Annotated in this window: 12 protein-coding genes, 1 tRNA gene and 1 pseudogene; 12 read left to right on the top strand and 2 right to left on the bottom strand. The window is 64.9% G+C overall.

Annotation, left to right across the window (positions count from 1 at the left end; genetic code table 11):
- Positions 1 to 345: 345 nt before the first annotated feature.
- From AAFG07_RS25305 to AAFG07_RS25275, 7 genes and pseudogenes are all read left to right on the top strand, one after another.
- Positions 346 to 2121: pseudogene (locus AAFG07_RS25305) on the top strand (EAL domain-containing protein); the annotation flags it as partial.
- Positions 2122 to 2216: 95 nt separating this feature from the next.
- Complete coding sequence (locus AAFG07_RS25300; protein ID WP_342722563.1) at positions 2217 to 2402, top strand: hypothetical protein; 186 nt, start codon at positions 2217 to 2219, stop codon at positions 2400 to 2402.
- A 161-nt stretch (positions 2403 to 2563) separates the two neighbouring features.
- Positions 2564 to 3520, top strand: a complete 957-nt coding sequence (locus tag AAFG07_RS25295) for a catechol 2,3-dioxygenase (protein WP_342722562.1) — start codon at positions 2564 to 2566, stop codon at positions 3518 to 3520.
- A 239-nt stretch (positions 3521 to 3759) separates the two neighbouring features.
- Positions 3760 to 5037 (top strand): sulfite dehydrogenase, encoded by a 1278-nt coding sequence (gene soxC, locus AAFG07_RS25290; RefSeq protein ID WP_342722561.1) that lies wholly within the window; start codon positions 3760 to 3762, stop codon positions 5035 to 5037.
- A 34-nt stretch (positions 5038 to 5071) separates the two neighbouring features.
- Complete coding sequence (locus AAFG07_RS25285) at positions 5072 to 5569, top strand: cytochrome c (protein ID WP_342729236.1); 498 nt, start codon at positions 5072 to 5074, stop codon at positions 5567 to 5569.
- 191 nt (positions 5570 to 5760) lie between these two features.
- On the top strand, positions 5761 to 6066 hold the full coding sequence (locus AAFG07_RS25280; RefSeq protein WP_342722560.1) for a BA14K family protein: 306 nt from the start codon (positions 5761 to 5763) through the stop codon (positions 6064 to 6066).
- Between the two features lie 147 nt (positions 6067 to 6213).
- Positions 6214 to 7713: an amino acid permease gene (locus AAFG07_RS25275; protein WP_342722559.1), complete on the top strand. Its 1500-nt coding sequence runs from the start codon at positions 6214 to 6216 to the stop codon at positions 7711 to 7713.
- A gap of 240 nt (positions 7714 to 7953) precedes the next feature.
- Here AAFG07_RS25275 and AAFG07_RS25270 read toward each other — a convergent pair whose 3' ends face one another.
- Positions 7954 to 8196, bottom strand: coding sequence for a hypothetical protein (locus tag AAFG07_RS25270; protein ID WP_342722558.1), 243 nt, complete (start codon positions 8194 to 8196; stop codon positions 7954 to 7956).
- Positions 8197 to 8311: 115 nt separating this feature from the next.
- Between AAFG07_RS25270 and ggt the strand changes: the two genes are divergently transcribed.
- Positions 8312 to 10048, top strand: coding sequence for a gamma-glutamyltransferase (ggt, locus tag AAFG07_RS25265; protein WP_342722557.1), 1737 nt, complete (start codon positions 8312 to 8314; stop codon positions 10046 to 10048).
- Between the two features lie 118 nt (positions 10049 to 10166).
- Here the strand turns inward: ggt and AAFG07_RS25260 are convergent, their stop codons facing one another.
- Positions 10167 to 10517, bottom strand: a complete 351-nt coding sequence (locus tag AAFG07_RS25260) for a hypothetical protein (RefSeq protein WP_028344609.1) — start codon at positions 10515 to 10517, stop codon at positions 10167 to 10169.
- Between the two features lie 549 nt (positions 10518 to 11066).
- Between AAFG07_RS25260 and AAFG07_RS25255 the strand changes: the two genes are divergently transcribed.
- From AAFG07_RS25255 to AAFG07_RS25240, 4 genes are all read left to right on the top strand, one after another.
- Complete coding sequence (locus tag AAFG07_RS25255; RefSeq protein ID WP_342722556.1) at positions 11067 to 13544, top strand: penicillin-binding protein 1A; 2478 nt, start codon at positions 11067 to 11069, stop codon at positions 13542 to 13544.
- Positions 13545 to 13746: 202 nt separating this feature from the next.
- On the top strand, positions 13747 to 13947 hold the full coding sequence (locus tag AAFG07_RS25250; protein WP_342722555.1) for a hypothetical protein: 201 nt from the start codon (positions 13747 to 13749) through the stop codon (positions 13945 to 13947).
- Positions 13948 to 14137: 190 nt separating this feature from the next.
- A tRNA-Gln gene (locus AAFG07_RS25245) sits at positions 14138 to 14211 on the top strand.
- Between the two features lie 182 nt (positions 14212 to 14393).
- Entirely contained in the window at positions 14394 to 14801 is a 408-nt protein-coding gene (locus tag AAFG07_RS25240) for a GNAT family N-acetyltransferase (protein WP_342729235.1), read from the top strand.
- Positions 14802 to 14808: the final 7 nt, after the last annotated feature.

Raw genomic sequence — 14808 nt, 5'->3', positions numbered from 1 at the left:
GGCGAAATCGTCGCTTTCCGGCACAGCCGGGTTTGTTTCGCGGCTTTTCCGTTAAGGCGGGATTCACCATCTTCGAGGAGTGCATCGGCAGCTCCGTAGGTTTACGGAGGTTTTGGCGCGATGTGTTAGGCCGTGTCTTCAGGTATCGTGTAACCGATTGCTAACTGCGAGTTGTAACGACCTTTCCATCAGTGCTGCGTAACGATGCCGCGCCTGGGAGAGATCAGCGTGCGCATCGAACACCGCAATTCATCGTCAGGAAATGCCGACGCCAGCTCGACCAAGGGGCTGGCCTTCTGTGCCGGCCTGCTCGTCGGCAGCCTGTTCGGAAGCGTGACCGCGCAGTGGAGCGAGCGCGAAGGCCTGTTGATGGCGGCCTTCGCGATCATGGCCGTGATCGTCTTCCTGTTGCTGAAGCGGCATGAGATCTCCGACGCGCGGCTCGCCACCGAACGTCGCAATCTCACGACCGCCGTGGACAACATTCCGCAGGGGCTCGTGCTTTACGATGCGTCGGCGCGCATCATCATCTGCAACCGTCCCTACATCGAGATGTTCGGGCTCTCGCCCGATGTGGCGAAGCCTGGCTGCACCATGCAGCGGCTGATCGCGCACCGGCAGGAGACCGGCTCGTTCGATGGCGACGTCGACGAATTCTGCGATGCCATTATCCGCAACGTGAAGCTTGGCCGCGGGACGCGTCAGCTGACCGAGGCGCCGGGCGGGCGTGCGATCGAGATCGTCAACAAGCCGCTGCCGGAGGGCGGATGGGTGGCGACCATCGAGGACGTCACCGAGCGGACGCGCACCGAGAACAAGATCGCGCATATGGCGCACTATGACGCGCTCACCGATCTGCCCAACCGCCTGCTGTTCCGTCAGCGCCTCGAGCAGGCGCTGAAGGCGATCGGACCCGACGAACAGATCGCGGTCATGTATATCGACATCGATGAGTTCAAGAGCGTCAACGACGCGCTCGGCCATCAGATCGGCGACGAACTGCTGAGGGCCATCGCCGAACGCCTGCGCTCCTGCGTCAGGAGGGCCGACGTCGCGGCGCGGCTCGGCGGCGACGAATTCGCCGTGATCCAGACTGCGGTCCGCGATCAGACCGAGACCATGCAGCTCCTGGCCGCGATCTATCAGACCATCCGCCAGCCGATCGATTGCAGCGGGCACCTGATCACGACCGACGCCAGCATCGGCATCGCGGTCGCGCCCGCCGACGGCCTCGACCTCGATCAACTGCTGCGCAACGCCGACCTCGCGCTCTATGGCGCGAAGAGCGATGGCCGCCGCACCTACCGGTTCTTCGAAGCCGGCATGGACGCGCGCGCCAAGGCGCGGCGCAGCCTCGAACTGGAATTGCGCCAGGCCATCGCCGACGGCAGCTTCGAGCTGCACTATCAGCCGTTGCTCCATCTCGAGGACCGCCGGGTCAGCTGCTGCGAGGCGCTGGTGCGCTGGCGCCATCCCGAGCGCGGCACCATCTCGCCGGCAGATTTCATCCCGGTCGCCGAGGATACCGGCCTGATCAACGATCTCGGGCACTGGGTGCTCAACACCGCGTGCCGGGAAGCCGTGAACTGGCCGGATCACATCAACGTCGCGGTCAACGTGTCTCCGATCCAGTTCAAGAGCCAGACGCTGGCGCTGAATGTCGCCGCCGCGCTCGCGGCGTCGGGGCTCGCGCCCTCGCGGCTCGAGCTCGAGATCACCGAAGCCGTGCTGATCCGTGACGACGAGGCCGCGCTCGATATCCTGCATCAGCTGCGCGAGCTCGGTGTCCGGATCGCGCTCGACGATTTCGGCACCGGCTATTCGTCGCTGAGCTATCTGCAGCGCTTCCCCTTCGACAAGATCAAGATCGATCGCGCCTTCATCAAGGATCTCGCGGGGACCGGCGCGTCGTCCACCATCGTCCAGGCCGTCGTGAACATTGCTGCCGCAAGCGACATGACCACGACCGCCGAAGGCGTCGAGACCGAGCAGCAGCGCAACCTGCTCCGCAGCCTTGGCTGCACCGAGATGCAGGGCTTTCTGTTCAGTCGGCCGGTGCCGGATGTCGAAATCCGCAAGCTGCTGTCGTCGCATCGCGAGAGGGCCGTCTCGGTCGCCTGACCGCCGGCCCCGGCCGCTTTCAATATGTGATTCCAGCCACGGAATGCCGCGCGAGCGCCGGCCATCTTGTCGATACGCAACAAGAGGGCTCCGCCATGTACATTCTCGTGAACGCGCTTCTCGTTCTGGCAATCGCATTCTTCTTCTTCCTGCCGATGACCGATCGCCGCACGGCGCAGATGAAGCTCTGCATGGTGTGCGCGCTCGCCGTCGCGCTGACGGTGTCGGCGACCCTATCCCGGCCGCACGCTCCGGCACCGGTGATGGTGTCGAAGGGCTAGGCACGGATGCTGGCCTCAACGGCTGCCGCAATTTCCGGGATCAACATTTTGTTGACGGGACCTAATCCTTTGTACACTAGTACAAATCGACGCACCGAAGCTCGCGCGCCAGAGCGGCAAGCCGTCGATCGGGCGTCGTCGTCGTGGAAGGAGCCCGCCCCATGCAGCCGGAACCGATCTTCGATCTCGCTCATCTCGGGCACATGGAGCTGCTGACGCCGAAGCCGGACGAGAGCCTGAAGTTCTTCGTCGATGTCATGGGCATGACGGTCAGCGGCCGGAAGGGCGAGTCGGTCTATCTGCGCGGCTGGGACGATTACGAGCGCTACTCGCTGAAGCTGACCGCATCGAACACCTCCGGCATGGAGCATATGGCGCTGCGGGCCCGCAGCGCGCAGGCGCTCGAGCGCCGCGTCGCCGCGCTGAAAGACTCGGGCTTCGACATCGGCTGGATCGATGGCGACATGGGGCAGGGACCGGCATTCCGCTGCCGCGATCCCGACGGCCACGTCATCGAGCTCTATTACGAGACCGAATGGTACGAGGCGCCGGCCGAGCTGAAGCCCGCGTTGAAGAACCAGGCGCAGCGCTTTCCGGCGCGCGGCGTCAACGTCCGCCGGCTCGACCATCTCAATTGCCTCGCGGTCGACATCAAGGCCAATCGCCTGTTCTTCGAGACCTATCTGGGGTGCCGCACCACCGAGCAGATAGTGCTCAACGACGGCACGGAAGCCGCGATGTGGATGACGATGTCGAACAAGAGCTACGACTTCGCTTATACCCGCGATCATTACGGCAAGATGGGCCGCTTCCATCACGTCACCTACGCGCTCGACAGCCGCGAGGAGATATTGCGCGCGGCGGATATTTTTCTCGAGAACGGCGTGCATATCGAAACCGGACCGCACAAGCATGCGATCCAGCAGACGTTCTTTCTTTACGTCTACGAGCCCGGCGGCAATCGCGTCGAGGTGGCCAATGCAGGTGCCCGCCTGATCCTCGCGCCGGACTGGAAGTCGATCGTGTGGACCGAAGAGGAGCGCAAGAAGGGCCAGGCCTGGGGGTTGAAGACGATCGAGTCGTTCCACACCCACGGTACGCCGCCGGTGAAGGACTGAAACGCGCGTTCTTTGGGCCGCGTTCGCGATCTGCGTGTCCGGCATCGTGTGCCATCGCGTGCAGTTGATGCAGCTCTGCGCGCGCGAGCGTTGCCTCGTCGCGGGCGTTTGGTGTTAGGCTGCACTGAAGCACGATGAATCGTCATCGTGCTTTAGGTTGTTGTCCTGGCATGATCCTTTCGGAAAACCGCTTCGCACTTTTCCGGATCATGCTGTGGTAACGTCAGAGGAAAACGTCGATGAGCGAACACACGACGGACAAGCGCGTGCGAGAGGCGTCTCGCAGGCGATTCCTTCAGGCGGGCGCAGCACTGGCGGGCGGCTCCGCGATATCTGGAGTTGCCGGTTCTACCGCGCTTGCCGAACAGGGGAATAATCTTCCGCCCAGCGTGCCGGAATGGATGAAAGCGCCCGGCGATCCGATGGGAAGCCAGCCCTATGGCGCGCCATCGGTTCACGAGAAGGGCGTCGTCAAGAACATCTCGAAGACGCTACCGCAATATATCTCCGCGTCGGGCCGCACGCCGTTGCAGGAGCTCGACGGCATCATCACGCCGAACGGTCTGTTCTACGAACGCCACCATGGCGGCGTGCCGACCATCGATCCGGCCGAGCACCGGCTGATGTTGCACGGCATGGTCGATCGCCCGCTGGTGTTCACGATGGAGGACATCCGCCGCTTTCCGTCGCAGTCGCGCATCCACTTCATCGAGTGCTCCGGCAATCCGGTCTACACCAAACCCTACGGCAAGACGGCTTCCGACCTCGTCGGTCTCCTGAGCTGCGCGGAATGGACCGGCGTGCCGCTGAAAACCGTGCTGGACGAAGCGGGGCTGCAGGCGGGCGCCAAATGGATCGTGGCCGAAGGCGCCGATGCCGCCGCGTTGACGCGCTCGATCCCGATCGAGAAATGCCTCGACGACGCCATGCTGGTCTACAGCCAGAACGGCGAGCGGTTGCGTCCGCAGCAGGGCTATCCGCTGCGCCTGTTGCTGCCGGGCTTCGAGGGCAACATGAACGTGAAATGGCTGCGCCGGCTCAAGGTCGTCGCCGAGCCGGCCTATTCGCGCGAGGAGACCTCGAAATACACCGACCCGATGCCCGACGGCACGTCGCGCGAATTCACCTTCTACATGGAGGCCAAGTCGATCATCACGCGGCCGTCCGGCGGACAGAAGCTGACCACGCACGGCTTTCACGAGATCACCGGGATAGCCTGGAGCGGTCACGGCAAGATCAAGAGCGTCGAGATCTCGCTCGACGAAGGCAAGATCTGGCAACAGGCCGTGCTGCAGGAACCGGTGCTGACGCGCGCGCTCACGCGCTTCCGCCTGCCCTGGCACTGGGACGGCACCCCCGCTGTGATCCAGAGCCGCGCCATCGACGAGACCGGCTATGTGCAGCCGACGCTCGCGGAATTGGTGGCCGTGCGTGGTCTCAACTCCTTCTACCATAACAACGCGATCTGGCCCTGGCGCATCGATGCGAATGGCGAGGTGACCAATGGCCAAGCGTAATCTGAAGACCGCCGCGCTGGTGAGTGCGATCGCGATGCTCGGCGTCGCTGTTCATGCCGAGGAGCGCTACGGCATCGGCCGCGAGGCGACGCCGGCGGAGATCGCCGGCTGGAACATCGATATCGGCCGTGACGGCGCGGCGCTGCCGCCGGGCAGCGGCAGCGTCGAGCGCGGCCGCATCGTGTTCAGTGAGCAATGCGCGGCGTGCCATGGCGACGGCGGGCAGGGCGGCGTCGGTGACCGCCTGGTCGGCGGACAGGGCACGCTGGCGAGCCCAAGGCCGATCCGCACTGTCGGCAGCTACTGGCCCTACGCCCCGACCCTGTTCGACTACATCCGCCGCGCGATGCCCCAGAACGCGCCACAGTCGCTGAGCAATGAGGACGTCTACGCGGTGTCCGCCTACATCCTCAGCCTCAACGGCATCGTCCCCGCCAATGCGGTGCTCGATGCGAAGTCGCTCGCCGCAGTCAAAATGCCGAACCGCGACGGGTTCGTCTCCGACCCGCGGCCTGACGTGCATAATCGGTAAAGCGCGGGCCGGGCGGACGTCGCGCGGCGCGGTCGTCGTGCCACGCCGACGGCTGCCTCGCGGCATTGTGACCTGATGATCCCTGCATCGGGACCTTGGCCGTCACCACATCGGTTCTGGGCACAGGGACGGCGCTGCCGCCCTTGCACAGTTTCTTGGACAGATTTCAATTGATCCATCGGAGAGGTCTTATGGCCGGACTCAAGGCCGTTGCAGCCGCTGTGCTGCTCGTGGGAATGACGTTCACGCCAGTCTCGGCTCAGATGTCGGAGCCGGCGCTTTTCGATGCGCAAAATCCGGGGCGGAGCGCGATCAACGGCGGCGCCCTGACGCCGTGGGGCGAGGCCCAGCAGGCGGCGCAACGCGGCGGCAACCCGGCGAATGCCTATGGGGCCATGCCCGCGGCGCCGTCCTCGTCTTGCGCGCGCTACCATTCGTTCGATCCTGCGTCCGGCACCTTCCTTGGCCGCGACGGCCGCCGTCATCCCTGCCAATAGGGCCCTGCACCGCGCTTGGCCGTCGTTCTTGGCGGTGGAAAAACGCGCGGGCAGTCGCCCTGAACCCGAACGCCTGGACGTCGGGCGCGTTATAGTCCGCTGATCGTGTCGGGCCCCGCCGGGCCCGAGCGGCGGAGGGCAGCTGGCGTGACAGACACCCTGGCCGGTTTCTGGGACCGAAAGTCGACCGCGGAGCTGCTGCGGGAAGCGGCGCGTGCCGATGGCGACGCGGAGACGCCGGTCTTCAAGCGCTCGCTCTCGGCGTTGCAGCTGGTGACGCTCGGCATCGGCGGCATCATCGGCGCCGGCATCTTCGTGCTGACGGGGCATGCGGCGGCCGCCAATGCCGGACCCGCCGTCACGCTCTCCTTCCTGCTTGGTGCCGTCGCCTGCGCTTTCGCCGGCCTGTGCTACGCCGAGATGGCGTCGACCGTGCCGATCTGCGGCAGCGCGTATACTTACGCTTATGCCACGCTCGGCGAGCTGATCGCCTGGATCATCGGCTGGGACCTGATCCTCGAATATGCGGTCGGCGCGATCGCGGTCTCGGTCGGATGGTCCGGCTATTTCGTCAGCTTCATGCGCGATTTCGGCATCAACCTGCCGCAGCAATTCACCTCGGCGCCGCTCGCCTACGACGCCAACAGCGGTGCGTGGTCGTCGACCGGTGCGGTGATCAACATCCCGGCGATGGCGATCATCGCTTTCGTCACCGCGCTGCTCGTGGTCGGCATCCGCGAGTCCGCGCGCTTCACCAGCTTCGTCGTTGTGGTGAAACTCGTCGTCATCGCATTGTTTCTCGCGACCGCAGCCTCCTCGGTCTCGCTGGCGAACTGGGTCACGGCAGGCAATCCGTCGGGCGCGCTGATCCCGCCGAACGCCGGTCCCGGTGCATTCGGCTGGTCCGGCGTGGTCCGCGGCGCGGCGGTGGTGTTCTTCGCCTATATCGGCTTCGACGCGATCTCGACCGCGGCGCAGGAGGCGAAGACGCCGGAGCGCGACATGCCGATCGGCATTCTCGGCTCGCTCGTCATCTGCGCCGCGCTCTATGTCGCGGTCGGCTTCGTGCTGACCGGCATCGTACCGTACGACAAGCTGAGCGTGCCCGATCCGATTGCCGTCGGCATCGATGCCGTTGGCATCGGCTGGCTCGGTCCCTTCATCAAGCTCGGCATCCTGTTCGGGCTGACGTCGGTGATCCTCATCATGCTGCTGGCGCAGCCGCGGATCTTCCGCGCCATGGCGCATGACGGGCTGCTGCCGGGCATCGCCGCAAGGATCCATCCGCGGTTCCAGACGCCCTATGTCTCGACCATCTTTGCCGGCAGCGTCGCTGCTGTTCTCGGCGGGCTGCTGCCGATCGGGCTGGTCGGAGAGCTCGTTTCGATCGGCACACTGTTCGCATTCACGGTGGTCTCGATCGGAACGCTGGTGCTGCGTCTGCGCGATCCGGACTTGCCGCGTCCGTTCAAGGCACCGGCGATCTGGCTGGTGGCGCCGGCTGCCGCGGGGACCTCACTGTTCCTGATGTTCGGCCTGCCGCTCGACACCTGGATCAGGCTCGCGGTGTGGCTCGTGCTCGGGCTTGTGATCTATGCGGCCTATGGCCGACGCCACAGCCGGCTGCGGGCGAGGGGCGGGGTGTAGATCAAGCGCGGCGAGGATTCGCCTTGTGCGGGATACCGCGAGCCCGTCTCCGCCAAGAGACTGTCGTGAGACTGTCGTCCCTGCGAAAGCAGGGACCCATACGCTGCGGCGGGTGTTGTGGATGGGATTCGTTGTTCTAGCGCAGCCAACCAATCGACATTCGTGGTTATGGGTCCCTGCTTTCGCAGGGACGACACCGAATTTGTTGCGGCATTGAAAGTCAAACGTCCGCGGCCAGATTCACTCGATCGCGTGCAACGCGCGGCGGATCGCTGCGAAGATCGCCTCGATCTGTTCCTCGGTGATGATCAGGGGCGGTGAGATCATCAATGTATCGGCGGCGGCGCGGATCAGGATGCTATCGTCGTCGTAGCATCGCCGGGCGCATTCGGGACCGCGCATGCCGACCGCGCCGTCGCGCGGCTTCAGATCGATCGCGGCCGGACAAACCACGGCGCGCACGTCGGGCTGACGGAAAGTCAAGGCCGTTGCGATGCGCGACGAGCCTATAGTGCGCGGGCGCGCGGCCTGCTACACTTGCTCGCTCCGATAGAAGGAACATACGCCGCACCCAAACGGCGCAATCGGGGGAACTCCAATGCGAAATCCACAAACGGGCGCGCGATGGATGGTCGCGGCCATTGTCGCGATCGGCCTCACGACGTCAGCTCCTGGCCACGCCGCGTCGGTTGCGCCGGTCGCCGCGGAGAACGGCATGGTGGTATCCGCGCAGCATCTCGCGACGCAGGTCGGCATCGAGGTGTTGAAGCGGGGCGGCAACGCGGTCGACGCCGCGGTTGCGGTCGGTTACGCGCTGGCGGTCGCCTATCCCGCCGCCGGCAATCTCGGTGGCGGCGGTTTCATGACCATCCAGCTCGCCGACGGCCGCAAGACCTTCCTGGATTTCCGCGAGACGGCGCCGAAGGGCGCCACCGCCAACATGTACCTCGACAAGGACGGCAACGTCATTCCCGGCCTGTCGACCAAGGGGCATCTCGCGGTCGGCGTGCCCGGCTCGGTGGCCGGCATGGAATATGCGCGCGAGAAATACGGCACGATGAAGCGCGCGGACGTCATCGCGCCGGCGCTGCAACTCGCCGAGGACGGCTTTGTGCTGGACCAGGGCGACGTCAGCATGCTGCAGACCTCGACCAAGGATTTTCAGGACGATCCGGCCTCGGGCGCGATCTTCCTCAACAACGGCAAGCCGTTTCAGGTCGGCGAACGGCTGACGCAGCACGAACTCGCCGAGACGCTCCGCGAGATCAGCAAGCGCGGCACCGACGGCTTCTACAAGGGCTGGGTCGGCGCAGCGATCGTCGCCTCGAGCCAGGCCGGCAAGGGCCTGCTCACGCAGGAGGATCTCGACAACTACAAGGTTCGCGAGCTCGCGCCGGTCGAATGCGACTATCGCGGCTACCACGTCGTTTCGGCGCCGCCGCCCAGCTCGGGTGGCGTGGTGATCTGCGAGATCCTGAACATCCTCGAGGGCTACCCGCTGAAGGACCTCGGCTACCATTCGGCGCAGGCGGTGCACTACCAGATCGAGGCGATGCGCCACGCGTATGTCGATCGCAACAGCTATCTCGGCGACCCCGACTTCGTGAAGAATCCGCTCGAGCGTTTGCTCGACAAGGACTACGCCGCGAAGATCCGCGCCGTGATCGACCCGGCCAAGGCCGGCGTGTCCAAGGACATCAAGCCCGGAGTTCCGCCGCACGAGGGCAGCAACACCACGCACTATTCGATCGCCGACAAGGACGGCAACGCGGTGTCGGTGACCTACACGCTCAACGACTGGTTCGGCGCCAAGGTGACCGCGGCCAAGACCGGCGTGCTGCTGAACGACGAGATGGACGACTTCACCGCCAAGGTCGGTGTGCCGAACCTCTACGGCCTGGTGCAGGGGGAGGCCAATTCCATCGTCCCTGGCAAGCGTCCGCTGTCCTCGATGAGCCCGACCATCGTCACCAGGGATGGCAAGCCGGTCATGGTGGTGGGGACTCCGGGCGGCAGCCGCATCATCACCGCCGTGCTGCTGACGATGATCAACGCCATCGACTACGGTATGGACGCGCAGGAAGCCGTGGACATGCCGCGCTTTCACCAGCAATGGCTTCCGGAGGCGACCAACCTCGAGGACTTCACGCTGTCGCCGGACACGCGGAAGATTTTGGAAGGCATGGGCCAAAAGTTCGGGCCGCCGCAGCCGGCCAATCACCTCGCGGTCATCATCATCGGGGCGCCGTCGCTGGGCGGCAAGCCGGTCGGCAACAACCGCTTCTATGGGGCGAACGATCCGCGCCGCAACTCCGGGCTTGCCGCCGGCTATTGATTGAGACGCCCAACGACAACGCGTAGCCCGGATGAGCGAAGCGATATCCGGGTCTTGTCGAGCTCCCGCATGTCGCTTCGCTCATGCGGGCTACCGCTCCAATTGGGCCGCATGCCGGTCAGGCGACGGCTGTCGACCTGCCGTCGTCGTGCCCGCTCGTGAGCAGCAGGCGCCGGCGGATCGCATCCTCGACCAGGGCCAGCGATTGCTTGGCTTCACGCGCCTCGGCTTCCGCGGCCTGGGCCCGGAACTCGGCGGCGTCGAGCTGCTCCTGCTGGGACTCGATACGCCGTCGGGCCTCCTCGAGCGCCCGGGACGCGTCCCTCAGCTTGCGCTCGGTGGCGGCGATGATTTCGAGCTGCGCCTGTTCGGCGGCCTCGGCGCGTGCCTCGCCGGCACGGGCCCGGTCCTCGATGCTGCGGAACAGATCCGCCGCCTGATAGACCAGGTCCAAGGCTTCGGTGCCCATCGCTGATGTGGGAGGTCTCGGAAATCCGAGGACATTCGGGTCGGCCGTAAAGGGCCGTCTAAATCCGCGCAGTGCCATGCAAACCAGCCCTCGCGAGTCGCGTGTATGACAACAACTTGCGGTAGTTATGGCTAACAAACCATTAATCCTGTCGGCCCGCCGGCACTGTCCACCGGTTTCTGACGACACAGCGCCTGGAAAGGCAGCCGGGTAGTGCAAGCGCTCGGTCCGGCCTGCGCTTTTCTTTCGCAAGCGGCTCACCGCGCAAGCGCAGCGAGTGGTGACCGGCGTGCCGTCCGCCGAGCGCCCAGGCGAATCGAGGCACGGAGGGCCCGAGGTCGATGCGGTCCTGTAGAGCGTCCGAAGGGTGGGGAGGGGCTGATTTGGCTGCGCGCGAGCCGGGCTCTATGGCATAAGTTTGACGCCTGGCGCGCTTTAATTCTCCTGTGTTGAATTGCAGGTCCATGGTGCGACCGATATACCGGGCGGCCTAAGTGGCACGCAGCGCACTCAGAACGAGCGACGTATTCGCCACGGAAAATCTGGTCGATGAAATTTCTGTTGCGGTTCTTCGGGTTCCTGTTCACCGCAGGAACCATCCTGTTCCTGGCTGGTCTCGCCGCGGTCGCAGGGCTGTTCTGGCATTTTTCCAAGGACCTGCCCGACTATTCGCAGCTCCAGAACTACGAGCCGCCGGTGATGACCCGCGTGCACGCGGCCGACGGATCGCTGCTGGGCGAATTCGCCAAGGAGCGCAGGCTCTATCTGCCGATCCAGGCCGTGCCGAAGCTCGTGATCAACGCGTTCCTGGCGGCCGAGGACAAGAATTTCTACGAGCACGGCGGCATCGACTATACCGGCATGGCGCGCGCCGGCGTCTCCTACATCCAGAACTTCGGTTCCAACCGCCGTCCGCAGGGTGCTTCCACGATCACCCAGCAGGTCGCCAAGAACTTCCTGTTGACCAACGAGGTGTCGTTCACCCGCAAGATCAAGGAAGCCCTGCTGGCGATGCGAATCGAGCGGGCCTATTCCAAGGACAAGATCCTCGAGCTCTATCTCAACGAAATCTACCTCGGCCTCGGTGCCTACGGCATCGCGGCGGCCTCGCTGGTCTATTTCGACAAATCCGTCAATGAACTGACGGTCTCGGAAGCGGCCTATCTAGCGGCGTTGCCGAAAATGCCGGCCAGCCTGCACCCGGTGCGCAACCGTGCGCGCGCCATCGAGCGGCGCAATTACGTGATCGACCGCCTGCAGGAGAACGGCTGGATCACCGCCGCCGACGCCGACAAGGCGCGCAAGGACCCGCTGATCGTCACCAACCGCAGCAACGGCGCGCACACCTTCGCCGGCGAATATTTCTCCGAAGAGGTCCGCCGCGACATCTTCGAGCGCTATGGCGAGAAGAAGCTCTATGAAGGCGGCCTGTCGGTGCGCACCACGCTCGACCCCAAGGTCCAGGTGATGGCGCGCAAGGCCATGGTGGCGGGGCTCGTGAACTATGACGAGCAGCAGGGCTATCGCGGCGCGATCCAGAAGCTCGACCTCACCAGCGACTGGGGCGTCCCGCTCGCCGAGATTAAGTCGCTCTCGGACATCTCGCCGTGGCGGATGGCGGTGGTGCTGGAAAGCAACGACCAGTCGGCGCGGATCGGCTTCCAGCCCGGCCGCGAGCTCGGCGGCGCCGTCAGCAAGCAGCGCGAGACCGGCATCATCACGATGGACGGCGTGCGCTGGGCCAGGACCAAGGGCAAGACGCCGACCGCGGTCTCGCAGGTGCTGCAGCCCGGCGACGTCATCTACGCCGATCCGCTGTTCAAGGACGGCAAGGCCGTCGAAGGCCAGTACCGGTTGCGCCAGATCCCCGAACTGTCGGGCGCGATGGTGGCGATGGATCCGCACACCGGCCGCGTGCTGGCGATGGTCGGCGGCTTCTCGTTCGACCAGAGCCAGTTCAACCGCGCGACGCAGGCCTACCGGCAGCCCGGTTCGACCTTCAAGCCGATCGTCTATTCGACGGCGCTCGACAATGGCTACACCGGATCGACCGTGATGATCGACGGGCCGATCGAGATCGACCAGGGGCAGGGCAATATCTGGCGGCCGGAGAACTTCTCCACCGGCAAGTATCAGGGCCAGGTCACGCTGCGCAACGCGCTCCGCCTGTCGCTCAACACCGTGACGGTGCGGCTGGCGCAGGAAATCGGCATGCCTGTCATCGGCGAGTATGCCAAGCGCTTCGGCGTCTATGACGAGTTGCCGAACTATCTCGCCTATGCGCTCGGCGCCGGCGAGACCACGGTGATGCGGATGGCCACGGCCTATTCGATGATCGCCAATGGCGGCGTCCGGGTAAAGCCGACCCTGATCGACCGCATCCAGGACCGCTACGGCCACACCATCTTCAGGCACGACCAGCGCGAATGCCGCGGCTGCGACGCGCCGGAAGGCTGGAAGAGCCAGCCCGAGCCGCAGCTCGTCGACCGCCGCGAGCGGGTGCTCGACGCGATGACCGCCTACCAGATCACCTCGCTGATGGAGGGCGTGATTCAGGCCGGTACCGGCACTGCGCTGAAGGACGTCGGTAAGCCGCTCGCCGGCAAGACCGGCACCTCGAACGAGGCCAAGGACCTCTGGTTCGTCGGCTTCTCGCCGGACCTCGTGGTCGGTCTCTATGTCGGCTACGACAAGCCGCGCTCGCTCGGCCGTAACGCGCAGGCCGGCCACACCGCGGCGCCGATCGCGCGCGATTTCCTGAAGCTCGCATTGGCCGACAAGCCCGCCACCCCGTTCAAGCAGCCGGTCGGCATCCGGCTGGTGCTGGTCGATGCCAAGACCGGCCTGCGCGCCACGCCCGGTCAGAACCGGGGCGTGGTGCTCGAAGCCTTCAAGCCGGGCCAGGCGCCGCCGTTCTATGATCCGACATTGGTCGCCGGCACGGATGTGATCGACGGGACCCAGCAGTCGATCTCACCCGACGCGGGCCGTGCGGTCATGCAGTCCAGTCCAAGCGGGCTGTATTGAGGCCCCACCACAGGGAACTGAATCCATTCAGTCTCGTGCACCGCCGCGGCAACGTGGCGGTGCGGCGCTTTGTCAGGGCGCATCACGCCGCCGTGGTTGAACGTGCCGAGCGCGACGCCGACCCAAAATAGAGGCCTCGACCGGAGAACCCCTGAAGCGCGGCGTTTCCTTCGCGTCCGCGCGTGTTGAGCCGTGGATCGCGATGATCAAGGCGCTGCTTGTCGTAGTACGGCTGATCTGGACCGTTCTCGTGGTTGGGGCCGCAACTCTGATGGGCGCGGTCCTCGGATGGGCGTGGCGCGGCTGGATTGGTGCCATCGCGCTTGGCACTGCAGGATTTGGCCTTGGATCCCTGCTTGCGGCCTGTCCCGAAGTGCTGCTTGAACTGCTCGCTGAAATGTAAACCTCTGGCCGAACGCTGATCGCTCGTCCTGGCCGCGATTTTCACGCCCTTTCCACGCCATCAATGCTTGCCAAGCGTGGGACCAAGCGGGTAGAAGGTCGCACTCGCGCGGGCGCTGATTTGGCAGGCGAACCCGCTGCACCGAGATGTCCAGTCATCCAACTAAGTTGTTGATACCACGGACAATTCTTGGGGAATGGTGTAACGGTAGCACAACAGACTCTGACTCTGTTTGTCTTGGTTCGAATCCAGGTTCCCCAGCCAATCTGCCTCAATGGCGCGATCATCCTCAAAATCCTGACGACTTGCCGGGCGGACTTGCGCCTGAAGCGGGACCGCTCGTAGCGCGACGTGTGCCATCACGGCATCGAGGGTGGATTAGCCCGACGTGATCGACCATGGTCTCGCGCCTGTAGTGCGGTCCTTTGCGACAGAGGTCTAAGGTGATGGACGAAATTCTCTATGCCCGCGAGCCGTCGATCGGCGTCGACGAATTCATCGACGTGTTGCGCCAGTCGGGTCTCGGCGAGCGGCGACCGCTGGCGGATACCGATCGGATGGCGCGCATGATCGCCAATGCGAACCTGATCGTGACAGCGCGCAAGGCGCACCAGCTCGTCGGCGTCTCGCGCGCGCTGACCGATTTCGCCTATTGCTGCTATTTGTCGGACCTTGCGGTCGATCGAGAATTTCAGGGGCACGGCATCGGCAAGCGCCTGATCGCGGAAACCCGGCGCCACGCCGGACCTGAATCGATGTGCCTGTTGCTGTCGGCACCCGACTCGATCGGGTTCTACAAGACCATCGGCATGCCGCAGCCGGACAACGCGTTTCTCTACAAGCGCGAGCGATAGCGCTAGG

It is taken from the genome of Bradyrhizobium sp. B097 (assembly GCF_038957035.1).
Taxonomy (GTDB): domain Bacteria; phylum Pseudomonadota; class Alphaproteobacteria; order Rhizobiales; family Xanthobacteraceae; genus Bradyrhizobium.
Note: the sequence above shows the minus strand (reverse complement) of the source record. Positions and strands in the feature narration are given on the sequence as shown.